The organism is Rhizobium sp. KNZ2-6A (assembly GCF_056755475.1).
Map to the genome: position 1 here is coordinate 50,907 of NZ_JBNDIC010000007.1, position 25,758 is coordinate 76,664.

21 protein-coding genes are annotated in these 25,758 nt (G+C 60.3%); 3 read left to right on the forward strand and 18 right to left on the reverse strand.

Features of this window, described 5'->3' with window-relative positions; all coding sequences use genetic code 11:
* The first annotated feature begins 23 nt into the window (after positions 1-23).
* Positions 24-1,295 carry a L,D-transpeptidase family protein gene (locus tag ACPYOP_RS07325; protein WP_481409727.1) on the forward strand — a complete coding sequence of 424 codons (1,272 nt, stop codon included), beginning with the start codon at positions 24-26 and terminating at the stop codon, positions 1,293-1,295.
* A gap of 202 nt (positions 1,296-1,497) precedes the next feature.
* Here ACPYOP_RS07325 and dnaE read toward each other — a convergent pair whose 3' ends face one another.
* Positions 1,498-4,992, reverse strand: a complete 3,495-nt coding sequence (gene dnaE / locus ACPYOP_RS07330) for a DNA polymerase III subunit alpha (protein ID WP_481409728.1) — start codon at positions 4,990-4,992, stop codon at positions 1,498-1,500.
* Between the two features lie 356 nt (positions 4,993-5,348).
* Here dnaE and ACPYOP_RS07335 point away from each other — a divergent pair, with 356 nt between their 5' ends.
* Positions 5,349-5,942: a hypothetical protein gene (locus ACPYOP_RS07335; RefSeq protein WP_481409729.1), complete on the forward strand. Its 594-nt coding sequence runs from the start codon at positions 5,349-5,351 to the stop codon at positions 5,940-5,942.
* Between the two features lie 79 nt (positions 5,943-6,021).
* Positions 6,022-6,489, forward strand: coding sequence for a DUF5680 domain-containing protein (locus ACPYOP_RS07340; RefSeq protein ID WP_481409730.1), 468 nt, complete (start codon positions 6,022-6,024; stop codon positions 6,487-6,489).
* 7 nt (positions 6,490-6,496) lie between these two features.
* Here the strand turns inward: ACPYOP_RS07340 and ACPYOP_RS07345 are convergent, their stop codons facing one another.
* The 17 genes from ACPYOP_RS07345 to nuoF form a co-directional block, all read right to left on the reverse strand.
* Positions 6,497-7,180, reverse strand: a complete 684-nt coding sequence (locus ACPYOP_RS07345; protein ID WP_481409799.1) for an ABC transporter ATP-binding protein — start codon at positions 7,178-7,180, stop codon at positions 6,497-6,499.
* Between the two features lie 14 nt (positions 7,181-7,194).
* A complete protein-coding gene (locus ACPYOP_RS07350) occupies positions 7,195-8,505 on the reverse strand; it encodes a lipoprotein-releasing ABC transporter permease subunit (protein ID WP_481409731.1) in 1,311 nt (436 codons plus the stop codon).
* Positions 8,506-8,531: 26 nt separating this feature from the next.
* Positions 8,532-9,854: a proline--tRNA ligase gene (proS, locus tag ACPYOP_RS07355; RefSeq protein WP_481409732.1), complete on the reverse strand. Its 1,323-nt coding sequence runs from the start codon at positions 9,852-9,854 to the stop codon at positions 8,532-8,534.
* A gap of 620 nt (positions 9,855-10,474) precedes the next feature.
* Positions 10,475-10,750, reverse strand: coding sequence for a DUF1467 family protein (locus ACPYOP_RS07360; RefSeq protein ID WP_481409733.1), 276 nt, complete (start codon positions 10,748-10,750; stop codon positions 10,475-10,477).
* A gap of 116 nt (positions 10,751-10,866) precedes the next feature.
* Positions 10,867-11,271, reverse strand: a complete 405-nt coding sequence (gene mce, locus ACPYOP_RS07365) for a methylmalonyl-CoA epimerase (protein WP_481409734.1) — start codon at positions 11,269-11,271, stop codon at positions 10,867-10,869.
* Between the two features lie 28 nt (positions 11,272-11,299).
* On the reverse strand, positions 11,300-12,973 hold the full coding sequence (locus ACPYOP_RS07370; RefSeq protein WP_481409735.1) for a ribonuclease J: 1,674 nt from the start codon (positions 12,971-12,973) through the stop codon (positions 11,300-11,302).
* A gap of 14 nt (positions 12,974-12,987) precedes the next feature.
* Positions 12,988-13,752 (reverse strand): biotin--[acetyl-CoA-carboxylase] ligase, encoded by a 765-nt coding sequence (locus ACPYOP_RS07375; protein ID WP_481409736.1) that lies wholly within the window; start codon positions 13,750-13,752, stop codon positions 12,988-12,990.
* Positions 13,752-15,194, reverse strand: a complete 1,443-nt coding sequence (gene nuoN, locus ACPYOP_RS07380; RefSeq protein ID WP_481409737.1) for an NADH-quinone oxidoreductase subunit NuoN — start codon at positions 15,192-15,194, stop codon at positions 13,752-13,754. Before nuoN ends, ACPYOP_RS07375 begins: the two co-directional genes overlap by 1 nt.
* Before the next feature lie 18 nt (positions 15,195-15,212).
* Complete coding sequence (locus ACPYOP_RS07385; protein WP_481409738.1) at positions 15,213-16,724, reverse strand: NADH-quinone oxidoreductase subunit M; 1,512 nt, start codon at positions 16,722-16,724, stop codon at positions 15,213-15,215.
* Complete coding sequence (nuoL, locus tag ACPYOP_RS07390) at positions 16,724-18,718, reverse strand: NADH-quinone oxidoreductase subunit L (protein WP_481409739.1); 1,995 nt, start codon at positions 18,716-18,718, stop codon at positions 16,724-16,726. Before nuoL ends, ACPYOP_RS07385 begins: the two co-directional genes overlap by 1 nt.
* Positions 18,719-18,725: 7 nt before the next feature.
* Positions 18,726-19,034 carry an NADH-quinone oxidoreductase subunit NuoK gene (nuoK, locus tag ACPYOP_RS07395; RefSeq protein ID WP_034507513.1) on the reverse strand — a complete coding sequence of 103 codons (309 nt, stop codon included), beginning with the start codon at positions 19,032-19,034 and terminating at the stop codon, positions 18,726-18,728.
* A gap of 31 nt (positions 19,035-19,065) precedes the next feature.
* A complete protein-coding gene (locus tag ACPYOP_RS07400) occupies positions 19,066-19,680 on the reverse strand; it encodes an NADH-quinone oxidoreductase subunit J (protein WP_481409740.1) in 615 nt (204 codons plus the stop codon).
* Between the two features lie 151 nt (positions 19,681-19,831).
* Positions 19,832-20,323 (reverse strand): NADH-quinone oxidoreductase subunit NuoI, encoded by a 492-nt coding sequence (gene nuoI / locus ACPYOP_RS07405; protein WP_481409741.1) that lies wholly within the window; start codon positions 20,321-20,323, stop codon positions 19,832-19,834.
* 39 nt (positions 20,324-20,362) lie between these two features.
* Positions 20,363-21,406: an NADH-quinone oxidoreductase subunit NuoH gene (gene nuoH / locus ACPYOP_RS07410; protein WP_092710914.1), complete on the reverse strand. Its 1,044-nt coding sequence runs from the start codon at positions 21,404-21,406 to the stop codon at positions 20,363-20,365.
* 12 nt (positions 21,407-21,418) lie between these two features.
* Positions 21,419-23,500, reverse strand: a complete 2,082-nt coding sequence (nuoG, locus tag ACPYOP_RS07415; protein ID WP_481409742.1) for an NADH-quinone oxidoreductase subunit NuoG — start codon at positions 23,498-23,500, stop codon at positions 21,419-21,421.
* Positions 23,501-23,743: 243 nt separating this feature from the next.
* Complete coding sequence (locus ACPYOP_RS07420; protein WP_481409743.1) at positions 23,744-24,439, reverse strand: 5' DNA nuclease; 696 nt, start codon at positions 24,437-24,439, stop codon at positions 23,744-23,746.
* Positions 24,440-24,445: 6 nt separating this feature from the next.
* Positions 24,446-25,750, reverse strand: coding sequence for an NADH-quinone oxidoreductase subunit NuoF (gene nuoF, locus ACPYOP_RS07425; RefSeq protein WP_149636600.1), 1,305 nt, complete (start codon positions 25,748-25,750; stop codon positions 24,446-24,448).
* Between the last annotated feature and the right edge of the window lie 8 nt (positions 25,751-25,758).

Genomic DNA, 25,758 nt, shown 5'->3' on the forward strand with positions numbered 1-25,758 from the left:
ATTGCGTATTGGTTTGTGTTCATATGAAGCCGTTTTTGTTGCTTGGGCTGGGGCTGTTGTCGGCCACCGCCCTCTCACATCCTTCTCTTGCCGCGCCGGATGCCCGCACGCTGCAGATCGTGGTGTCGAAGGACAGGCAATCGCTTGCCGTCTATGATGGCGACCAGGTGATCGCGACCTCAAAGGTTTCGACCGGCAAGCGGGGGCATACGACGCCGAGCGGCATCTTCTCCATTCTGGAAAAGAAGGTCTATCACGAGTCAAACCTCTACTCGGCCGCGCCCATGCCCTTCATGCAAAGGCTGACATGGTCGGGCATCGCGCTGCACGAATCCAATTCGGTTCCGAACTATCCGGCATCCCACGGCTGCGTGCGCATGCCTAAGGCCTTCGCCAAGATGCTCTACCAGATGACCGAGCGCGGCGTGCATGTCGTCATCGCCAATCAGCCACTGGTGCCGCAGCCTTTCGAGAGCGCAATGCTGTTCCAGCCGCCGGCGGCACCTCCACCGGCACTGTTTTCCGGTATCGAACTGCGCCCGATGACTGCGAGCTTTCTGCCGCAGGGGCAATCTCTGCAGGTTGCGACGAACGACGTGACCTCGATCCGGATGCCGAAGGCACGGGAAATCATTGCCCCGCCCGCCGATCAGGCGCCGCTCAGCATTCTCATTACCCGGCGCGGCCTGCGTGAAAATGTCCGCGACCTACAGGATATCCTCAACGGGATGGGCTTCATCACCGGAACGCCCGACGGCATGCTCGGGCCGGCAACGGTGCAGGCGATCGAAGATTTCAAGAAGGCGCATGACATCACGGCGACGGGCAGCCTCGTCAGCCCCACGCTGATGAAGGCTGTTTATGCCGCCGCCGGCAAGGGCGAACCTCCGAACGGCGCGGTCATGGTCCGCCAGAACTTCAAACCGCTCTTCGAGGGCCCCGCCATCATCGCCGAGCCGCAAGAGGCGCTTGGCGTGCATTTCTTCACCGCCAACGCGATCGACCGGATCAGCGGCAAGGCCGACTGGTTCGGCATGACGCTCGAAGAAGATCTCAGCAAGCAGGCAAAGAAGCGATACGGCATCACCAGCGAGGAACAATCGCAATCGCTCGATGCCGCCGGACAGGCGCTTGCCCGCATCACCATTCCCGACGATGTCCGCCACCGCATCGAGGATCTGCTGACGGCTGGTTCTTCGCTGACGATTTCCGACACCGGCGTTGGGCCGGAAACCGGCAACGGGACCGATTTCATCACCGTCACCAACAATGGCGCGCTCGGCAAGAAGGGATAAAGCCTTTCCGCTTTTCTGCGAATCGCGAAAACGCTCTGTCCTTTATTTTACGCAATTCCGGACGGAAAACCGCGACGCACTTTTCCTGGAATTGCTCTTAAAGCGCGTCGCGAATCTTACGGATTCGCTCCATGCGCTTTAAGATCTTGATTCTTCGCATGTCGTTATCGCAAAACCGCTGCACACTTTTGCGCGACATGCTTTAAACCAGCTCCACATCGATCACGCCCGGTGCCGTACGCAAGGCGGCGGCGATTTCCGGCGTGATGCGATATTTCTCAGGCAGCGCCACCTCGACCTCGCGCATCCCTTCCTCCTTGATGACGATAAAAGAGACGAGGCCGTCGCCCCTGGCGTTCAAATGCGCGGCAACGGCCTTCAGCGGTCCGGCATCGCGGACATAGACGCGCAGCGCCTTCTGCATCTGCAGTGATTTCTCCTCCAGCGACTGCGCCGTCTGCAGCCGCAGGCTGATGCCTTCCGGACGCTCATCCGCCTGGGCTGTGATGACGAAGGATTTTCCGACCTCGAGCACGTCGCGATACTGGTTGAGCGTCTCCGAGAAGAGCACGGCTTCGAACTGGCCCGACGCATCCGAGAAGACGAAGATGCCCATCTTGTTGCCGGTGCGGGTCTTGCGCTCCTGCTTCGAGATCACCGTGCCGGCCAAACGCCCATTGCTGGCGCCCTGTTTCACCGCAGCCGAGAAATCGGCGAAGGGCTGTACCCGCATCTTGTCAAGCACGCTCTTGTAAGTGTCGAGCGGATGCGCCGTCAGATAGAAGCCGAGCACCTGGAATTCGCGCAGCAGCCGCTCCGAAGCGAGCCAAGGCGTATAGGGCGGGAACACGATCTTTTCCGGGCCAGAGGCTGCACTTCCGAACATGTCGTGCTGACCACTGCGCTTGTTTTCCTGCGCCACCTGGGCATAGCCCATGACGCGGTCCAGGCCCGCGATCAGCTGCGCGCGATCGATCTCGAAGCAGTCGAAGGCGCCGGCGCAGATCAGGCTTTCCAGAACGCGGCGGTTGATCTGCTTGGGATCGATACGCAGACAGAAATCCTCGATGCCGGCGAAGGGCTGATCGCCACGCACCTCGACGATATGATCAACGGCGGATTCGCCCACACCCTTGATGGCGGCCAGCGCATAATAGATGCGGTTGTCGCCCGTCTCGAAATGGCGGAACGAAGTCTGCACCGAGGGCGCGATGACCTCGATGCCCAGGCGCTTGGCATCCTGGCGGAAGTCGTTGACCTTCTCGGTATTGGACATATCGAGCGTCATCGACGCTGCCAGGAACTCCACCGGATAGTGCGCCTTCATATAGGCGGTCTGGTAGGAGACAATGGCGTAGGCTGCGGCGTGCGACTTGTTGAAGCCGTAATTCGCGAATTTGGCGAGCAGATCGAAGATCACGTCGGCCTGCCCCTTCGACACGCCGTTCTTGATGGCGCCATCGACGAAGCGCTCGCGCTGCTGGTCCATCTCCGCCTTGATCTTCTTACCCATAGCGCGGCGCAGAAGATCGGCTTCGCCGAGCGAATAGCCAGAGAGCACCTGGGCGACCTGCATCACCTGCTCCTGGTAGACGATGACGCCCTGCGTTTCCTTCAGGAGGTAATCGATCTTCGGGTGGATCGATTCGATCTCCTCCTCGCCATGCTTGCGGGCGTTATAGACCGGAATGTTCTCCATCGGGCCGGGGCGATAGAGCGCAACCAGCGCGATGATGTCCTCGATGCAGTCCGGGCGCATGCCGATCAGCGCCTTGCGCATGCCCGCACTTTCCACCTGGAACACGCCGACCGTCTCGCCGCGCGAGAGCATGTCGTAGGTCGTCTTGTCATCCAGCGGGATGCTGGCGAGATCGATCGAGATGCCGCGCTTGGCGACGAAATCGACGGCCGTCTTCAGCACGGTCAGGGTCTTCAAGCCGAGGAAGTCGAACTTCACGAGGCCGGCCTGCTCTACCCATTTCATGTTGAACTGTGTGACCGGCATGTCGGAACGCGGGTCGCGATACATCGGGACCAGTTTCGAAAGCGGGCGATCGCCGATGACGATACCGGCGGCGTGCGTCGAGGCGTGGCGATAGAGGCCTTCGATCTTCTGGGCGATGTCGAGAAGCCGGGCGACGACCGGCTCCTTGTCCGCCTCCTCCTGCAGGCGCGGCTCCTCCTCGATCGCCTTGCTGAGCGGGGTCGGATTGGCGGGATTGTTCGGCACGAGCTTGCAGATCTTGTCGACCTGGCCATAGGGCATTTCCAACACGCGGCCGACGTCGCGAAGCGCGGCGCGCGCCTGCAGCGAACCGAAGGTGATGATCTGCGCCACCTGCTCGCGGCCATATTTGGCCTGCACGTAGCGGATCACCTCTTCACGCCGGTCCTGGCAGAAGTCGATATCGAAGTCCGGCATCGAAACGCGTTCGGGATTGAGGAAGCGCTCGAACAGCAGCGAGAAGCGCAATGGATCGACGTCGGTGATGGTGAGCGCGTAAGCCACCAGCGAGCCCGCGCCGGAGCCGCGGCCAGGGCCGACCGGGATATCATGCCGCTTGGCCCATTTGATGAAGTCGGCGACGATCAGGAAGTAGCCGGGAAACTTCATGCGCTCGATAACGCTGAGTTCGAATTCCAGCCGCTCGCGATATTCTTTCTCCTCGTAGCCCGGCGCCATGCCGAGCGAGGCGAGACGCTGGTCGAGCCCCTCGACCGCCTGGGCGCGCAACTCCGCCGACTCGGCGCGCTCGGCCTCCTCCGCATCATCGGTAGCGCCGGTGAAACGCGGCAGGATCGGCTTGCGCGTATTCAGGATGAAGGAGCAGCGGCGGGCGATCTCGACCGTATTTTCCAGTGCCTCCGGCAGATTGGCGAAAAGCTTCGCCATGTCGGCTCGGCTCTTCAGATAATGATCTGGCGTCAGGCGAAAACGCGTATCGTCCGAGACGATTGCGTTGTGGGCAACCGCCATCAGCGCGTCGTGGGCATCGTAATCGTCACGCGTCGGAAAAAAGGCTTCATTGGTTGCAACGAGCGGAATCTCATGCTCGTAGGCCATCGCGATCATCTTCTGCTCATGGCGGCGATCATAGGTGCCATGCCGCTGCAATTCGAGATAGAGCCGGTCGCCGAACAGGCGCTTCAGGGTCAGCAGGCGGGAGAGCGCCTGCGCGGCATGCCCCTCCTTCAGCGCCATATCGATCGGCCCGCTCAACGAGCCGGTCAGCGCGATCATGCCTTCCGTGCCGATCTCTTCAAGCCATGAGCTGGTGATGTGAACGGCACCATTGCCTTCGCCGCCGAGATAGGCGCGGCTGACGAGATCGACCAGGCGTTCATAGCCCCGCTCCGTGGCGGCAAGCAGCACGATGGACGGCAGCTTGGCGAGCGCCTGCTGCGGCCCTCGCTTCTCGCCCTCGCCGCCATCTTCCATGTCAATCGATACCTGGCAGCCGATGATCGGTTGCAGCCCTTCGTCCATCGCCTTCTGCGAGAATTCGAGGGCAACGAAAAGATTGTTGGTATCGGTAATCGCGATGGCCGGCTGGCTGTCGCCTACCGCCTTGGCCAATATCTTCTTGAGCGGCAGCGCGCCCTCCAGCAGGGAATAAGCGGAATGAACCCTGAGGTGCACAAATTCCGGCGTTTCGCCGGCCGGCGTCGCCGTGCCGCTGCCACCCATATCCGCCATCTCAAACCCTTCCGCATGCCCAAATGAATCGGTGACATTTTCGGCATTGCGGATCGTAAAGTCCAGAAGTTGCTCCCATCAAATATGGGAACAGCCTGTGCAAACGGGGATAAAACTTACATCGCCATCATGATGAGGGAAAAGCTGGCAACGAACATGACGATGGAGGTGAATGCTGCAACGTCTCGAATGATATCGGTCATTTACGCGCTCCTTACTCGTTATGTTTCTTTTTTGTTCTATTTTTGTTCGGAAGTCAATAGGAGCATCAATAAATTTCATCACGCGACTCTTTCGTTCTCCGATGGACGCCGAAACAGTCTGGCGCTATGGAGATGGGGGACAGGGAGACCACGATGAAATCGCTTGCCTGCGGGCTCATTCTGCTTTCGCTTGCAACCACGGCCCGCGCCGAAGACACCGCCGCGCCCGGCCGCATCATCGATGCCGCAATCGGAGACTGGAACAAGGACGGCAAACCGGATCTCGCCCTTCTGGTGGCACTCCCCTCGGATGATCAGGCTGACAATCAGATCGGCATCAATATTTATCTACGCGATGACGAGCACGCCTTGCTGAAGCTCGCCGCACGCGCTCCGAACAAAATATGGGGTAGCGTCGAGCCCGGCGGCATCGTCGGCCAGGAACCATCGATCTCGGCGCTGCCGAACGGTTCGATCGCGATCGTCTCGCAGAACGACTCCATCGGTCGCGATCGCTGGCAACAGACGCTGACGCTTGCCCATCGCAACAACAGCTTCGTGGTGGCCGGCTATACCTACGGTTCCCGCGATACGCTCGAACCGGACAACAGTCACACCTGCGACTATAACGTATTGACCGGCAAGGTGACGAAGGACGGCAAGGCGCTGAAGGCCGAAGCGAGGACCGTCAGCATTCAGGCCTGGCAGGACGATTTTGGCGAGAAGGCTTGCGAAGGCAGCCGTTAATCAAGAATGTTCTCTTTTTGTTCTTTACAACCAGCACATTGAATGGCATCGTGCCCACTCACCAAACCTGGAGAGGGTCATGCCGGATCTTGCCGAGCTGAACGATTTTATTGTCATCGCCAAGGCGGAGACCTATGTCGGCGATGGCGAGAGACTGCCGTCCTGCCGCACCGGGTCGCATGACATCGGCTATGCAAGCGGCCGCTGGCGCTATCTCGACAGCTATTTCGGCGGCACGGATTTCGCCGGCCAGGAACTGGTCTGGCATGACGACGAGCCGGTCTGGGCCATGAATTATTTCGGCCATATCATCGAGCCCGATCTGATCGACGGCACCCGCGCCGGCATGGTGATCAAGGCATCGCTGCTGCGTCTTTATCTGGATGAAAAGCGTTTTCTCGGCGGCTTCGAGTTTGAACATGCCTATGGCCGCTATATCGACCGCAGCACTGGCGGCTGCGACCATTTCTTCGGCCATGAAGCCATCGTGGTGAACCAGTGCAAAGCCTACGAACTGGATTATCGCGGTGGTCTGATCGTTCCGTAGCGAGTAATCAGACCTCGACCACCTTGCCGTCGCTCAGTGTGACGCGGCGATCCATGCGGGCGGCGAGCTCGTGATTGTGCGTGGCGATCAAGGCCGCAAGGCCCGATTGACGCACCAGCGCTTCCAATGCATCGAAGACGTAATGCGCGGTCTCCGGATCGAGATTGCCGGTGGGCTCGTCTGCCAGCAGCACCAGCGGCGCGTTGGCAACCGCGCGGGCGATCGCGACGCGCTGCTGCTCGCCACCGGACAGTTCGGCCGGGCGGTGATCGGCGCGGTGACCGATGCGCATATAGTCGAGAAGCTGCGCGGCTCGCTCGCTCGCATCCTTGCGCGACAGGCCGGAAATGAGCTGCGGCATCATGATGTTCTCGAGCGCCGAGAATTCGGGCAACAGATGATGGAACTGATAGACGAAGCCGATCTCGCCGCGGCGCACGGCCGTGCGCTTTTCATCGGACAAGGCTTCGCAGGCCTGGCCATTGACGACCACCTCGCCGCCATCGGGATGCTCCAGCAGGCCTGCCACATGCAGCAGCGTCGACTTGCCCGTGCCTGAAGGCGCAACCAGCGCGACGATCTCGCCGCTGCGCAAGGCGAAATCGGCCCCCTTCAGGATCGACAGCCGCGTCTCACCCTGCCCATAATGACGCTCCACGCCAGAGAGCTGGAGAACGACGTTGCGTTTTATCAAATGCGGATTCCTTATTCGTAGCGCAACGCCTGCACCGGATCGAGCCGCGAGGCACGCCAGGCCGGAAAGATCGTAGCAAGGAAGGAAAGTGTCAGCGCCATCACGACGACGGAGACGGTCTCGCCGAGATTCATCTGGGCCGGCAATTTGCTGAGGAAATAGACTTCCGGATTGAAGATCACGGTGCCCGAAATCCAGGAGAAGAACTGGCGGATGGACTCGATGTTCAGGCAGACCACGACGCCGAGGATCACACCGGCAAGCGTGCCGACGACGCCGATGGCCGCACCCGTCATGAAAAAGATGCGCATGATGGCGCCTGACGTCGCACCCATGGTGCGCAGGATGGCGATATCGCTGCCCTTATCCTTCACCAGCATGATCAGGCCGGATATGATGTTCAGGGCGGCGACGAGGACGATCAGCGTCAGGATCATGAACATGGTGTTGCGCTCGACCTGCAAAGCCGAGAAGAAGGTGGCGTTGACCTGCCGCCAGTCGGTCAGGAAGATCTGCCGCCCGGCTGCTTCCTCGATCTTCGGCCTCAGCTCGTCTACATCGTCCGGATTGGTGATGAAAAGTTCGATCTTTTCGACGACGCCTTGAGCGTTGAAGAAGACCTGCGCCTCCTCCAGCGGCATGAAGACGACGGAGGAATCATATTCGGACATACCGACTTCGAAGATGCCCGAGATCGTGTATGCCTTGACGCGCGGATTGACGCCGAAGGGTGTGACATCGCCGTCCGGCGCCGTCAGCGTGATCTGATCGCCGACCGTCAGACCCAATTGCCGAGCGAGTCGGCTGCCGACCATTACGCCCTGCCCGGACGCGAAGCCGACCATGTCACCGGAAACGATGTGATCCGAAACGGTTTTGAGCTTCGTCAGATCCTCCGCGCGGATGCCGCGCACCAGGGCGCCGGTGCCGGAGCCACCGCGGCCGGAGGCAAGCGTCTCGCCCTCAACGAGCGGCAAGGCCATGGTGACGCCGTGGACTGCAGCGAACTTCTTTGCCAGCTCGGCATAATCATTCAGCGGCGAATCGATAGGTTGTACAACGACATGACCGTTGAAGCCGAGAATCTGCTTGAAGAGTTCGGCGCGGAAACCGTTCATGACGGCCATGACGATGATCAGTGCCGCGACGCCCAGCATGATGCCGACCAGCGAGAAGCCGGCAATGACCGAAATCGAGGCCTCCTTGCGCCGGGAGCGAAGATAGCGCCAGGCGACGAGCCGTTCGAATCCGGAAAACGGACGAGACGATGGGCCGGCCTTGAACGAATTTTCCTGCTGTTCCACTGCCGCACTCACCGCCATTCGCCTTCCATCCTATCTATCGCCGATCAGCCGGCGAGCCGCTTGATCGCCGCCTCGACCGTCATCGTCTCGCGAGCGCCGGTCTTGCGGTCCTTCACTTCCACTTCGCCGCTCGCGATCGAACGCGGGCCGACGATGATCTGTACCGGCACGCCGATCAGATCAGCGGTCGCGAACTTCGTTCCGGCGCGCTCGTCACGATCGTCGTAGAGCACGTCGCTGCCGGCCTTCGACAGCGCGGTATAGACCGTTTCGCAAGCGTCATCACAAGCCTGATCGCCGGCCTTCATATTGATCACCACGACATCGAATGGCGCTACCGAATCCGGCCAGATGATTCCGTTCTCATCATGCGATGCTTCGATGATGGCGGGAACAAGGCGTGTCGGACCGATACCGTAAGATCCCATGTGGACAGGATGCTCCTTGCCGTCCGGCCCCTGCACCTTCGCGCCCATCGGCTCGGAATATTTCGTGCCGAAATAGAAGATGTGACCGACCTCGATGCCGCGCGCGGAAAGGCGCTCACCTTCCGGAATGGCGTTGAAGGCGGCTTCGTCGTGCATTTCGGAGGTGGCCGCATAAAGCGAGGTCCACTTGTCGAAGATGCCCTTGAGGCCGGCAACATCATCGAAATTCGTGTCTTCGCCGGGAATGTCGAAATTGACGAAATCCTTGTGGCAGAAGACTTCGGACTCGCCGGTGTCGGCGAGGATGATGAATTCGTGGCTGAGATTGCCGCCGATCGGGCCGGTATCGGCGCGCATTGGGATCGCCCTCAGACCAAGGCGATCGAAGGTACGCAGATACGCCGTGAACATCTTGTTGTAGGCAATCACAGCGCCTTCCTGCGTCAGATCGAAGGAATAGGCATCCTTCATCATAAATTCGCGCGAGCGCATCGTGCCGAAACGCGGACGGATTTCATCGCGGAACTTCAACTGGATATGGTAGAGGTTCAGCGGCAGGTCCTTGTAGGACTTGACGTAGGACCGGAAGATGTCGGTGATCATCTCTTCATTGGTCGGGCCGTAGAGCATGGGACGGTCCTGCCGATCCTTGATGCGCAGCATCTCCTTGCCGTAAGCGTCGTAACGGCCGCTTTCCTGCCAGAGCTCGGCCGATTGCAGCGTCGGCATCGACAGCTCGATGGCGCCGGAACGGTTCTGTTCCTCGCGGATGATCTTGTTGACCTTGTCCAGCACGCGCTTGCCCAACGGCAGCCAGGAATAGATGCCTTGCGACTGCTGGCGGATCATACCGGTGCGCAGCATGAGCCGATGGGAAACAATTTCAGCCTCCTTAGGGTTTTCCTTCAGGATGGGCATGAAGTAACGAGACAGACGCATGACGCTTGTTCCAGATGGTTTGACGTTCCGCTTTTTGCGGAATCGTTAGCAAATTGTGTACTGGAGGCAGTTCATAACTGCTTCGGCGTTGGAAGGAAACCCGCATTCTGCAATAGAAGAATTTGGCAAACGCCCGGAAATACAGGCGATACAGCCTATTTCCGATGTTTCAAAAAAAGCACATTTATAAGGATTTACGACGGAAATCCGTCAACAGAAAAATTCTGCGCAACTGTAGCAAAAAAGCAAAAAAAAGGATGACAAAGCTCAATGTTTGAGCTAATTTTAGCTCACAAAAGAGGCAGGAAGGCTAAATTCTTGCCGTTTCGCGGTCAAGTCTTGGGAGGATCAGATCTTAGGCGCGTTTGCTCGCTGCCCCGGTAACGGATAAGGATCACGCGATACTTTAAAACAAGGCTTATGGCCTTGTTTTTTTTTGCTTTCTCAGCTCGACCTTCTGTCGATCAGCCCTCTGGCGAAAAAGCCTTTCCAGCCCTTCAGCCAGAATATGACAGGCGCATTTGAGATGCTTTGCCCCACCCACATGACAGGCGTGTGACGGATTGATGGCGATTACAGGGCACGCGGCTTGACGCGCCTTTCTCTACTATTTCTAGAGATCACTTATAGCTTGGAACGATCTGGGGAATGGAATCTATACTCAGTCCGAAGTAATGCGAGGCGATATACCAGGCGCCATAGATGAGAGCAGACACAAGCGTCGTGACGAGCACGACCCGCCAGGCTCGAAACTTCGTCGGGGCGCTTTCGACAGTGCCGAGAATCACATGATCGTCCTCGGCCTGGGTGCGCAGGCCAAACGGCAGGACGGCGAAGAGCGTAATCCACCAGATGACGAAATAAACGGCGAAACTGGCGATGATCTGCTGGGCCATTATGCTCCCTTCGAGACGTGTCTATCCGTCTCCTCCTCTTCCAAGCTGCTTATAGGGGCAAAGCAATCGTCTTTCAAAGCGCCGATCAGCGTCATAGCCGACGCGGCGCTGTAATGTCACACCTGCTCAAGCTCGATCAGCGTGCCGAAGAAATCCTTCGGATGCAGGAAGAGCACAGGCTTGCCATGCGCGCCGATTTTGGGCTCGCCATTTCCCAGCACGCGCGCACCGGCGGCGACCAGATGATCGCGCGCAGCAATGATGTCGGCAACCTCGTAACAGATATGATGCATGCCGCCATCGGGATTCTTCGCCAGAAACGCGGCGATCGGAGAGGCCTCGCCCAGCGGCTCCAGCAATTCGACCTTGCTGTTCGGCAATTCGACGAAAACGACAGTCACCCCGTGCTCCGGCAGTGCCTGTGGCGCGGACACCGTCGTGCCCAGCATGTCGCGATAGGCCTTGGAGGCCTTTTCTATATCCGGAACGGCGAGCGCGACATGATTGATGCGTCCAAGCATGATCCCTCCTCCCCGATCACAGCGAGGTTCAGCCGCCGGTGCGTGTAATGAACACGGTCACGAGAGGCTTCTTGCCCCAACCCTGATTGGCGGCAGCGCGAACGGCACGGCGCGTAGCCTCCTGCAGCATGCCCAGATCCTTGCGGCGGGCCCGCGGAATGCTCTCGATGGCGCTGACGATGGCGTCAAAGAGCGTATCCTCCATCTCCTCGCCTTCGTCATCATAGGCAGGCAGGCCGATCGGCACGAGATCGGGATCGCCGACGATATCATAACGGGCATCGAGCACGACATTGACGGCAACATGGCCGACATAGGAAAGCTTCTTGCGCTCGCCGATGCCCATTTCGTCGAAATCGCCGATCAGTATGCCGTCCTTGAAGATGCGCCCATGCGGTGCTTCGCCGATCACTTCGACCGGACCGGGCGCAAGACGCACGACATCGCCGTTGCGGACGCGCGGCACGGTGGCAATGCCGCTCTGCTCGGCCAGTTCCTTATGGGCGGTCAGATGCGTCGCCTCGCCATGCACGGGGATGACGACCTTCGGACGCGTCCACTCATACATCTTCTGCAATTCGTTGCGCCTGGGGTGGCCGGAGACATGCACGAGCGCTTCCGCGTCCGTCACCACATGCACGCCCTGCTCGATCAGGCCGTTCTTGATGTCCTGGATCGCCTTCTCATTGCCGGGAATGGCCCGCGAGGAGAAGACGACGATATCGCCAGCGGCCAATGCAACATTGCGCATTTCGTCGCGCGAAAGTTTGGCAAGGGCTGCGCGCGGTTCGCCCTGGCTGCCGGTCAGGATCACCACGACCTTATCGCGCGGAATATAGCCATATTCGTCTTCGGCGATGAAGGGCTTGATGCCTTCCATGATGCCGATATCGCGGGCGACATCGACAACGCGCTTCAGCGAGCTGCCGAGCAACAAAATTTCGCGGCCGGCAGCCTCCGCAGCCTCGGCAATGGTGCGGATACGGCCGACATTCGACGAGAAGGTGGTGATCGCCACCCTGCCCTCGGCATCTTCGATGATCTTGCGCAGGCTTTCGGAGACGTCCTTCTCCGACGGCGAAACGCCATCACGCAGCGCATTGGTGGAATCGCACATCAGCGCCAGCACGCCCTCATCACCGAGCTGGCGGAAGCGCGTCTCATCGGTCAGCGGCCCGAGCGAGGGTTCGTGATCGATCTTCCAATCGCCGGTATGGACGACATTGCCGAGCGGCGTGCGGATCATCAGCGACATCGGCTCGGGAATCGAGTGATTGACGGCGACGCCCTCGATCTCGAAGGGGCCGACATTGATGCGATCGCCGGCCTTGAAGAGCGTCACCGGGATCTCGCCCATCGACTTCTCATAGTCGCGCTTGGCTTCGAGAAGGCCGGCGGTAAAGGGAGATGCATAGATCGGAACATTCAGGCCCGGCCAAAGATCGTTCAGCGCGCCGTAATGATCCTCGTGGGCGTGGGTAATGATGATGCCCTTGAGGTTCTTGCGTTCCTTGGCGAGGAAACGGATATCCGGCAGGACGAGATCGACGCCAGGTAGATCCGGCCCTGGGAACGTCACGCCGCAATCGACCATGATCCACTGGCGCTGCTCCGCGGGGCCATAGCCGTAGAGGGCGAGATTCATGCCGATCTCGCCGACGCCGCCGAGGGGCAGAAACACCAGTTCGTCTTGCTTCGCCATCTGATTCCCAACCATCATCTAAAGAAAACGTCGCCCGCGGCGATCGGCATGATCCTGCCGTCCTCGGTCTCGAGCAGCAACAGGCCATTATCATCGATTCCGGAGAAATGGCCCGAAATCGAGCGATCCGGCAAGTTCACCGTGATCTTTTCCCCTATGCCGCATGCAAATTCGCGCCAGCGCGCGGTGATCTCGCGAATGCCCTTGCCACGGTTCCAGACATCGAGCGCTTCGGACATGGCAGCATAAAGATGGGCAAACAGCTCGTCCGGCGAAACCATCGAGCCCTGCTGCCTGAGGCAGGTGACGGGATACATCGGGTTGTCGGGCATGACTGCAATATTGATGCCGATGCCGATAACAAGCGCATAGCGGCCGTCGGGCAATGCTTCGCCCTCGATCAGGATACCGCAGGTTTTCTTGCGGCCGATCAATATGTCATTAGGCCACTTGATCTCGGCCGGCTCGGCGGCAAGCGGCAGCACGCCACGAACAGCTTGATGTACGGCGACCGCGACCGCGAGAGGCAGAGAGCCGAGGCGGTCCATGGGAGCGGGATCGATCAAGAGGAGAGATGCGTAGAGATTGCCGGCTTCCGATACCCAGGGGCGCCCCCGGCGTCCACGTCCGCCCGTCTGGCGCTCGGCGGTCACCCAAAGGTTCCCGGGGTCGCCCGCGCGTGCACGCTCGAGGCACACGCTATTCGTGGACGAAGTCTCTTGAAGGGCATCATGCCGGAAGTCGGCGAGCGACTTCCGGCTATTCAAGTCAGACGCCATCAAAACAGCGTCGCGGCAGCCAGATCGGCGGCCCCGCCGATTGCGCCGCCGAAGAAGACATAGGTGATGACGAACAGGCCGGAAAGACCGAAGACGAGGCGCAGCGAACCGGCCGTGCGGGTGAACTCGTCCGTGGCCTCATCGAACCACATCACCTTGATGACGCGCAGGTAATAGTAGGCGCCGACGACGGAGGCCAATACGCCGATGATGGCGAGCGCATAGAGATGCGCCTGGATGGCCGCGACGAAGACGAAGTACTTTCCGAAGAAGCCTGCGAGCGGCGGAATGCCGGCCAGCGAGAACATCAGCGCCGTCAGCACCACCGCCATGAACGGGTTGGTCGCGGAAAGGCCGGCGAGATCGTCGATGTTTTCGACCTGGCGGCCATCCTTGCGGCGCATCGCCATGATGATGGCGAAGGAGCCGAGCGTCATGACCATGTAGATGACCATGTAGAGCATGACGCCGGAGACGCCTGTCTTGGTGCCGGCGGCGAGGCCCACAAGCGCATAGCCCATGTGACCGATCGACGAATAGGCCATCAGCCGCTTGAAGTTGCGCTGACCGATCGCGGCGAAGGCGCCGAGCAGCATCGAGGCGATCGAGATGAACACGATGATCTGCTGCCAGTCGGCAAGCACCGGCTGGAAAGCGGTGACGACGATGCGCGTCAGGATCGCCATGGCGGCAACCTTGGGTGCCGCCGCGAAGAAGGCGGTGACCGGGGTCGGCGCACCTTCGTAGACATCGGGCGTCCACATATGGAACGGCACGGCGGAGATCTTGAACGCAAGACCCGCAAGCACGAAGACCAGACCGAAGACGAGGCCGAGCGAACGGGTCTCGGCACTGAGCGCGGTTGCGATGGCATCGAAGGTCGTATGACCGGTGAAGCCGTAGACCAGCGACATGCCGTAGAGCAGCATACCGGAAGACAGCGCCCCGAGGACGAAGTACTTCAGGCCGGCTTCGGTCGACTTGACGCTATCACGGTTGATGGCGGCGACGACGTAGAGGGCCAGCGATTGCAGTTCCAGCGACAAATAGAGCGAGATCAGGTCATGCGCCGAGATCATCAGCAGAATGCCGAGGGTCGCCAGCAGCAAGAGCACCGGGAATTCGAAGCGATCGAGCTGCTGCTCGCGCGCCTGGCCCATGCTCATGAACATGGCGACGATCGAGCCTACCAGGGCGACGATCTTCATGAAGCGGGAGAAGCCGTCGGCGAGGTAGGCGCCGCCATAGGCTAGCCCCTCGCCCGGGACGAAGATGATCCAGAGACCGGCCACCGCGAGGAGCGCGATGGCAAGACCGGTGACCGTGGGTCCCGACCGCTCGCCCGAGAACACCCCGATCATGAGCAACGCAAGCGCACCGACCGCGAGGATGAGCTCCGGAATGGAAAGATGCAGACTTGCAAGAATTGTGTCAGCAGTCATGTCGAATAGGTCCCGTCATCAATTCATCGACAGCGCAACATTCTGCGCAGCGTGCAGGGCAGCGGTATAATTGTTCACCAACAAATCCACCGAAGCGGCCGTGGCATCGAAGATCGGAGCCGGATAGACGCCGAAGAAGATTGTGAGCGCGATCAACGGATAGAGGATCAGCTGTTCACGCGGCGACAGATCCAGAAGCTTCTTCAGGTTTTCCTTCTCCAGCGCGCCGAAAATGACGCGGCGATAGAGCCAGAGCGCATAGGCTGCCGACAGGATCACGCCGGTCGCGGCAAAGAGCGCAACCCAGGTATTGGCGCGGAAGACGCCGATCAGGGTCAGGAATTCGCCGATGAAGCCGGAGGTGCCTGGCAGGCCGACATTGGCCATGGTGAAGACCATCATGGCGACGGCGTATTTCGGCATGTTGTTGACCAGGCCGCCATAGGCCGCGATCTCGCGGGTATGGGTGCGGTCGTAGATCACGCCGACGCAGAGGAAGAGCGCGCCTGAGACGATGCCATGCGAGAGCATCTGGAAGATCGCTCCCTGGACACCCTGCTGGTTGGCCGCGAAGATGCCCATGGTCACATAGCCCATGTGGGCGACGGACGAATAGGCGATCAGTTTCTTGATGTCATCCTGCATCATCGCGACCAGCGAGGTGTAGATGATGGCGATGACCGAAAGCGCGAAGACGAGCGGCGCGAAATATTCCGAAGCGTTCGGGAACATGCCGAGCGAAAAGCGGATGAGGCCGTAGCCGCCGAGCTTCAGAAGGATGCCTGCGAGGATGACCGAGCCTGCCGTCGGCGCCTGAACGTGCGCGTCGGGAAGCCAGGTGTGAACCGGCCACATCGGCATCTTCACCGCGAAGGAGGCGAAGAAGGCCAGCCATAGCCATGTCTGCATCTGCGGCGGGAACTTGTACTGCAGCAGCGTCGGGATATCGGTCGTGCCGGACTGCCAGTACATCGCCATGATGGCAAGCAGCATCAGCACGGAGCCGAGCAGCGTGTAGAGGAAGAACTTGTAGCTGGCGTAGACGCGATCCTTGCCGCCCCAGACGCCGATGATCAGGAACATCGGAATGAGGCCGGCTTCGAAGAAGACGTAGAACAGCACGATATCCAGCGACGTGAACACGCCGACCATCATCGTCTCGAGGACGAGGAAGGCGATCATGTAGTCCTTCAGCCGCTTTTCGACCGAGAGCCAGCTGGCAAGCACGCAGAAGGGCATCAGGAAAGTCGAGAGAATGACGAACAGCATGGAGATGCCGTCAACGCCCATGTGATAGCTGATGCCGCCGGTGAGCCACTCACGCTTTTCGATCAGCTGGAAGCCCGGATTGGCGTTGTCGAACCAGATCCAGACGAACAGCGACACGATGAAGGTGACGATGGTCGTCGCCAGCGAGATGTTCAGGACATTCCGGCGGCCGTTGGCCCCGTTCTCCTGCGTGAACAGCAGGAGAAGGACGCCGACCAGCGGCAGAAAAGTGACCGTTGAAAGAATAGGCCAATCGGTCATCAGAGGGAACTCCCGAGCATCATCCAGGTAACGAGGGCGGCAATGCCGAGCAGCATCGCGAAGGCATAGTGATAGAGGTAGCCGGTCTGCAGGCGCACGACGCGGTTGGTGACATCGACGACGCGGGCGGCAATGCCGTTCGGGCCGATGGTGTCGATGACCCCGATGTCGCCCTTCTGCCAGAGGAAGCGGCCAAGCGCCTTGGCGGTGCGGACAAAGAGGAAGTCATAGAGTTCGTCGAAATACCACTTGTTCAAAAGGAACTCGTAGAGCACGCGCTGCTGCTGAGCGAGCCGGCGCGGCGTCTCCGGCGACTGGATATAGAAATACCAGGCGGTGACGAGGCCGAGGAGCATGGCGATGAAGGGGCTTAGCTCAACCCACAGAGGCGCATGTTCCATCTCTTCGAGGATCTTGTTGTCCGGGAGCGTGAACAGTGCATGCTTCCAGAATTCCTCATAGGCATGACCGACGAAATCGGCATTGAAATACATGCCGGCGAAGACGGCGCCGATCGCCAGCAGGTAAAGCGGGATCAGCATGACATTCGGCGATTCATGCACGTGATGCATGACCTCGTGCGAAGCGCGGGGCTTGCCGAAGAAGGTCATGAAGATCAGGCGCCAGGAATAGAAGCTGGTGAACATCGCGGCGATGACGAGCAGCGTGAAGGCAAAGCCGGCGGCCGCATTGTGCGAGGCGAAGGCGGCCAGGATGATCGCGTCCTTCGAGATGAAGCCGGCAAAACCGATATGCGTGAGCGGGATTCCGACGCCGGTGATTGCCAGCGTGCCGATAACCATCATCCAGAAGGTCTTCTGGATATGCGGGCGCAGGCCACCCATATGACGCATGTCCTGCTCGCCGTCGACGGCGTGGATGACCGAGCCGGCGCAAAGGAAGAGCAGCGCCTTGAAGAAGGCGTGAGTGAAGAGATGGAAGATCGCGGCGCCGTAAGCGCCGACGCCGAGGGCGACGAACATGTAGCCGAGCTGCGAACAAGTCGAGTAGGCGATGACGCGCTTAATGTCATTCTGCACGAGGCCGACGGTTGCGGCGAAGAAGGCCGTGATCGCACCGATGATGGTGACGACGGTCAGCGCATCCTGCGACAGTTCGAAGATCGGCGACATGCGGGCGACGAGGAAGACGCCGGCGGTGACCATGGTTGCGGCATGGATGAGTGCGGACACCGGCGTCGGGCCTTCCATGGCGTCCGGCAGCCAGGTGTGCAGCAGAAACTGCGCCGACTTACCCATTGCGCCCATGAAGAGCAGCAAGCAGACAGCCGTCAGCGCGTGGCCGCGATCGAGATGCATGCCCAAGAAGTTCAGCACGATATCGCCCGGCTGACCGCCCTGCCCCGCAGCAAAGCTCTGCGCATTGCCGAAGATGACATCGAAATTGATCGAGCCGAAAAGGACGAAGACGCCGGCAATGCCGAGCACGAAACCAAAGTCGCCGACGCGGTTGACGATGAAGGCCTTGATCGCCGCCGCGGAGGCGGACGGCTTCTTGAACCAGAAGCCGATCAGCAGATAGGAGGCCAGACCGACGCCTTCCCAGCCGAAGAACATCTGGGCGAGATTGTCGGAGGTCACCAGCATGAGCATGGCGAAGGTGAAGAGCGAGAGATAGGCGAAGAAGCGCGGACGATGCGGATCGTGATGCATGTATCCGATCGAATAGACGTGAACCAGGGTCGAAACCGAGTTCACGACGATCAGCATCACCGAGGTCAGCGTATCGACGCGCAGCGACCAGGAGGCGTCGATGCCGCCGGACTGGATCCAGCGCAGCACTTCGACCTTGATGGCGCCGTCCGTGTGGCCGAGAGCCACGGTGAAAAAGACGACCCAGGACAGAACCGCAGCGACGATCATCAGGCCGGTGGTGACATATTCCGAAGCCTTGGCGCCGATCGCACGGCCGAAAAGGCCGGCTATGATCGCGCCGATTAGGGGAAGAAAGACGATAGCCTTATATAAAAACATAGCTGTATCAGCCCTTCATCATGTTGACGTCTTCGACGGCGATGGAACCGCGGTTACGGTAGAAGACGACGAGAATTGCAAGACCGATGGCAGCCTCGGCGGCGGCGACAGTCAAAATGAACAGAGCGAAAACCTGGCCGACGATGTCGTTGAGGAACGACGAGAAGGCGACCATGTTGATGTTGACCGCGAGCAATATGAGCTCGACGGACATCAGGATGATGATGACGTTCTTGCGGTTGAGAAAGATACCGAAAACGCCGAGCACGAAGAGGATAGCGCTGACCGTGAGGTAATGGGAAAGTCCGATGACCATGTTCTTGTTCCTTTGATCCTCGTGCCTCGCCTCAGACGCCCTGCCCCGGCTTGACCTTGACCACCTCGACGGCGGTCGCGGGCGTGCGGGCGACCTGTTGGGAAATGTTCTGGCGCTTGATGTGCGTACGATGCTTCAATGTCAGCACGATTGCGCCGATCATCGCGACCAGCAGCACAAGGCCGGCGATCTCGAAGAAATAAACGTAGTTGGTATAGAGCACGTCGCCGAGGGCGGCGGTATTCGTCCGGGTCGCCGGCGCCGGTATCGGCATGGCGACGGACTTGGCGATAGTGGGCGATATCACACTGCCGCCGATGACGACGATCAGCTCGGCTGCGAGGATGATGCCGATCAGCGCCCCGATCGGAGCATATTCCAGAATGCCTGCCCTGAGCTCGGAGAAGTCGATATCGAGCATCATGACGACGAAGAGGAAGAGAACCGCCACCGCGCCGACATAAACGACCAGCAGGATCATCGCCAGGAATTCAGCCCCCATCAACAGGAAGAGACCGGCCGCGTTGAAGAATACTAGGATGAGGAACAGGACCGAATGGACCGGATTCCGCGCCGAGATGACCATGAACGCCGACGCCACAGCGACAAAGGCGAAGATATAGAAAAAAAGAGCCTGCAGACCCATGTTGGTGCCTTTTTCGTCTTCCCCCGGGCAGCCGGGAGTTTCCCTGCCCGATGGAGCTCGACCGGACGATAAGTCCAGCAAAGCCCCGGTCTAGTTTCAACCGCGACGGCGACAATCGTGGCCGCCCGTCACGGCATATTCAAAACTCCGCTCAGCGGTACGGCGAATCCATCGCGATGTTGCGCGCGATTTCGCGTTCCCAGCGGTCGCCATTGTCCAGGAGCCGCGTCTTGTCGAAGTAAAGCTCTTCGCGGGTCTCGGTGGCAAATTCGAAGTTCGGCCCTTCGACGATGGCGTCGACCGGGCATGCCTCTTGGCAGAAGCCGCAATAGATGCACTTCACCATGTCGATGTCGTAACGCACCGTGCGGCGGGTGCCGTCGTTGCGGCGCGGCCCGGCCTCGATGGTAATGGCCTGGGCAGGACAGATGGCTTCGCAGAGCTTGCAGGCGATGCAGCGCTCTTCGCCGTTCGGATAACGGCGCAGCGCATGTTCGCCGCGGAAGCGCGGGCTGACCGGTCCCTTTTCGAACGGGTAGTTGATCGTCGCCTTCTGCTTGAAGAAGTAACGCATCGACAAAAAGAATGCGCCGACGAATTCCTTGAGGAACAGCGAGCTGACGGTGTTGGACAAACCGGCCATCTTAACCTCCAAAACTGCCAGAAGCGGGGAAAGACATCATCACGCCCATCCCGTCAGCTTCAGCACGAATGCAACGATAACGACCATGGCGAGCGACAGCGGCAGGAAAACCTTCCAGCCGAGACGCATGAGCTGGTCGTAGCGGTAGCGCGGCACGAAGGCCTTGACCATCGCGAACATGAAGAAAACCAGGCACGACTTCAGCAGGAACCAGATGATGCCCGGAACCCAGTTCAGGATCCAGATATCGACCGGAGGCAACCAGCCGCCGAGGAAGAGGATCGTCGTCAGCGAGCACATCAGGACGACGGCCGCATATTCGCCGAGCATGAACATCATGTAGGGCGAAGAGCCGTATTCGACCATAAAGCCGGCAACCAGCTCCGATTCCGCTTCCGGAAGGTCGAAGGGCGGACGGTTGGTTTCAGCCAGCGCCGAAATAAAGAACACGATGAACATCGGGAACAGCGACAGCCAGTGCCAGTCGAGGAACGAGGCCGGCAGGCCGAGCTTGGTGCCGAGGCCGGTCTGCTGCGACAGCACGATATCCGTCAGGTTCAGCGAGCCGACGCAGAGCAGCACGGTGACGATGACGAGGCCGATCGAGACTTCGTAGGACACCATCTGTGCTGCCGAGCGCAGCGCGCCGAGGAACGGATACTTCGAGTTCGAAGCCCAGCCGCCCATGATGATGCCGTAAACTTCCAGCGACGAGATCGCCAGAATGTAGAGGATGCCGACGTTGATGTCCGCGACGACCCAATTCTGCGCCACCGGCACGACGGCCCAGGTGGAGAGTGCCAGCACCACGGAAACCAGCGGCGCCAGCAGGAACACAGTCTTGTTGGCGCCGGCCGGGATGATCGGCTCCTTGAACATGAACTTCAGCAGGTCGGCGAAGGACTGGAACAGGCCGAAGGGACCGACGACGTTCGGGCCGCGGCGCAGCTGCACGGCAGCCCAGATCTTACGGTCGGCAAGCAGGATGTAGGCGATGAAAACCAGCAGGCAGACCAGGAGCAGCAGGGACTGGCCGATCATGATCAGCGCCGGCCAGAGATAGGTCGAAACGAATGAATCCATAGTCCTCTGCCCTTACTCTGCCGCAACGCGGAAATTGTTGCGGGCCAATGCCGAGCACTCGGCCATGACAGCCGATGCGCGCGTTATCGGGTTCGTCAAATAGAAGTCTTTGATCGGCGAAGCAAATGCCGATTTGCCCATTGCGCCGGCTTTTTTCGCGAGTGCGGCAATTTGGGCGCTATCGGCTTCGGCAATCTCGTCGATACCGGCGAAATGCGGGAAGGCTGCATAGAGCTTCGCGCGCAATTCCCTCAGCGAATCAAAGGGAAGCTTCTGGCCGAGCACGTCGGAAAGGGCACGGATGATCGCCCAGTCCTCGCGGGCATCGCCCGGCGCGAAACCGGCGCGATTGCCCATCTGGACGCGACCTTCGGTGTTGACCCAGGTGCCCGACTTTTCGGTGTATGCAGCCGCCGGAAGGATGACATCGGCGGCCTGAGCGCCGCTGTCGCCGTGCGAGCCGATATAGACAGTGAACTTTGCGCCCTTGCGGCTGAAGTCGAGCTCATCGGCGCCGAGCAGGAAGAGGACGTCCATCGACGACAGCATGGCAGCGGCATTGACGCCCTTTGCGCCCGGCACGAAGCCGAGATCGAGGCCGCCGACGCGCGAGGCCGCAGTATGCAGCACGGCAAAGCCGTTCCAGCCGTCCTTGATGACGCCCACGGCAGCGGCGAGCTTGGCAGCGTTCGCCAGCACTTCGGCACCGTCTTCGCGGGTGAGAGCACCCTGCCCGATGATGATCATCGGCTTTTCGGCATTCTTCAGGACATCGGCAAAGCTATGCGAGCCGTTGACAATATCGGCCAGGGTATCCGGGCCTGCGCCGAGATAATCATAGGAGTAGCGAAGGTCGGCAGCTTCACCGATCACGCCGATCGGGAACTTGCCGCGGCGCCAGCGCTTGCGGATGCGCGAATTCAGCACAGCAGCCTCGAAGCGCGGATTGGCGCCGACGATCAGCAGTGCGTCAGCGGCTTCGATACCCTGGATGCTCGGGTTGAAGATGTAGCTTGCGCGGCCGAGCGACGTATCAAGCGCCGTCCCGTCCTGGCGACAGTCGAGATTTTCCGATCCGAGCGACTTCAGCAGTTCGCCGAGAGCGTACATTTCCTCGACCGAGGCGAGATCGCCGGCGATGGCGCCGATCTTGTCGCCGCTGGTGGCGGAAACGGCCGACTTGATGGCGGCGAAGGCTTCACCCCAGCTTGCGGGCTGCAGGCGGCCGTCCTTGCGGACATAGGGCTTGTCGAGGCGCTGGGTCTTCAGGCCGTCCCAGATGAAGCGGGTCTTGTCGGAGATCCACTCTTCGTTGATCTGCTCGTTGACCCTCGGCAGCACGCGCATGACTTCGCGGCCGCGCGTATCGACGCGGATGGCGGAACCGAGCGCGTCCATGACGTCGATCGATTCGGTCTTGTTCAGTTCCCACGGGCGGGCCGTGAAGGCGAAGGGCTTCGAGGTCAGCGCGCCGACCGGGCAAAGGTCAACGACGTTGCCCTGTAGCTCCGAGGTCATCGCCTGTTCGAGATAGGTGGTGATTTCGGCATCCTCACCGCGGCCGATCAGGCCGAGTTCGGAGATGCCGGCGACTTCCGTCGTGAAGCGGACGCAGCGCGTGCAGTGAATGCAGCGGTTCATCACGGTCTTGACGAGCGGGCCGATATACTTGTCTTCGACCGCGCGCTTATCTTCCTGATAGCGCGAGCTGTCGATACCGAAGGCCATGGCCTGGTCCTGCAGATCGCATTCGCCACCCTGGTCGCAGATCGGGCAATCCAGCGGGTGGTTGATCAGCAGGAATTCCATCACGCCTTCGCGGGCCTTCTTGACCATCGGCGTGTTGGTGAAGACTTCCGGAAGCTCGCCGTTCGGGCCGCCGCGGATATCGCGAACGCCCATGGCGCAGGATGCCTGCGGCTTCGGCGGGCCGCCCTTCACCTCGACAAGGCACATGCGGCAATTGCCGGCCACCGACAGTCGTTCATGGAAGCAGAAGCGCGGGACTTCGGCGCCGGCTTCCTCGCACGCCTGGATAAGCGTGTAGTGATCCGGAACTTCGATCTCTTTACCGTCAATCTTCAGTTTAGCCATCGTCCACTCAGTCCTATGTCACGTCTCCAGCCCGATCTGGCCGCAGACAATTTCATGATCGCAAACCGGATTGCCATCGGAACGGCTCAAACGCCTGATGGCACCGGTTCGCTCACAATAAGCTTTGCCGAATCTTGTCCCCGCAAGACCAGCCTCGCGATCGAAACATCGCGGACATCTCCGCAATCACCTCAACCGCGTTCACCCACCCTCCCCGGCCGCCGGATGCAGCCGAGGAAAAACTCAATTCCGGCCCTTCGGCAGCAGCGCCTTCGCCTGACCGACCCAGTCATCGCGCCGGATGCGGCCATCGAAGCCGAGCTCTCCATCGATCCGCTCGATATCGGCTTCGCTCCAGGCAGCGATGTCGGCGAAGTGCTTGATGCCGCGTCCGTTCAGCACTTGCTCCAGCTTCGGACCGATGCCGGAAATGCGCTTGAGGTCGTCGGCCTTTACTGCAGCCTTACGGCTACGGACAGGCGCTGGCTTTGCGGCGACCGGCGCCGCTACCTCGACCTTGGCCTTGCTCCTGGCAGGGGCCTTGTTCTTGACGGGCGGCGTCACGATCGCGACAGCAGCAACCGGCTTCGGTTCGGCCTTCTTTGCGACCGCAGGCTTCGGTTTGACGGCAGCCAGCTTTGAAACGACCGGCTTGGCAGCGGCAACGACATCATTCTCTTCGCTAGGCTCGGCGGGACGCTTGCTTGCCGCCTCGACCGCCCCCTGAAGCGCACCGAAGAACGCGCCGGCGATCTGCGATGTAACGCCGAAGCCTATGGCCGCCGCAGCGGCAAACGCCGCCGCCGGATGCGCCATCAGCGGATGGATCGGCATGGCTGGCGAATTCCGCAGCATATCGGCGGCGATGCGGCCGAGGTCGGCCGATGCTTGATCGGTCGCTCCGCTACCCTGCCTGATATCCTTGATCTTCGCCATCATCGGTCCTTACTCGGCTGCTTCCAGCACCGCGCCGTGGCTCGTTGCATTGGCGGTGTACTGGTCGATGCGCTTTTCAATTTCCGGACGGAAATTGCGGATCAGACCCTGCACCGGCCATGCAGCTGCGTCACCGAGCGCACAGATAGTATGGCCTTCGATCTGCTTCGTCACCTGGAACAGCATGTCGATCTCGCGCTTCTGCGCATTGCCGCGTGCCATACGCTCAAGAACGCGCCACATCCAGCCCGTGCCTTCGCGGCACGGCGTACACTGGCCGCAGCTCTCATGCTTGAAGAAGGCAGAGATGCGGGCGATCGCCTTGATGATGTCGGTCGACTTGTCCATGACGATCGCCGCAGCCGTGCCGAAGGACGACTTGACTTCGCGCAGGCCGTCGAAATCCATCGGGCAATCGATGATGTCGGCAGCCGGAACGACCGGGCACGATGCACCGCCGGGAATGACAGCAAGCAGGTTGTCCCAGCCGCCGCGAATACCGCCGCCATGCTTTTCGACCAGCTCGCGGAAGGTGATGCCCATCGTCTCCTCGACCGTGCAGGGACGGTTGACGTGACCGGAGAGCATGAACAGCTTCGTGCCGACATTGTTCGGACGGCCGAAGGAGGAGAACCAGCCTGCGCCGCGGCGCAGGATCGTCGGGGCAACGGCGATGGATTCGACGTTGTTGACGGTGGTCGGGCAGCCGTAGAGACCCATGTTGGCCGGGAACGGCGGCTTCAGGCGCGGCTGGCCCTTCTTGCCTTCCAGGCTTTCGAGCAGCGCAGTTTCCTCGCCGCAGATGTAAGCGCCGGCGCCGTGATGAACGTAAACATCAAAGTCCCAGCCGAGCTTATTGTTTTTGCCCAGCAATCCAGCATCGTAGCATTCGTCGATCGCTGCCTGAAGGGCTTCGCGTTCGCGCATGTATTCGCCGCGAACGTAGATGTAGGCAGCGTTGGCACCCATGGCGAAACCGGCGATGACGCAGCCTTCGATCAGCGTATGCGGATCGTGGCGCATAATGTCGCGGTCCTTGCAGGTGCCGGGCTCGGACTCGTCGGCGTTGACGACGAGATAGTGCGGACGGCCGTCACTTTCCTTCGGCATGAAGGACCACTTCAGACCTGTCGGGAAGCCTGCGCCGCCGCGACCGCGAAGGCCGGAAGCCTTCATCTCGTTGATGATCCAGTCACGACCCTTTTCGAGGATTTGCTTCGTGCCGTCCCAATGGCCGCGCGACATCGCGCCCTTCAGGGATTTGTCCTTGAGGCCGTAGATATTGGTAAAGATGCGATCCTGATCCTGTAACATGCTTCACC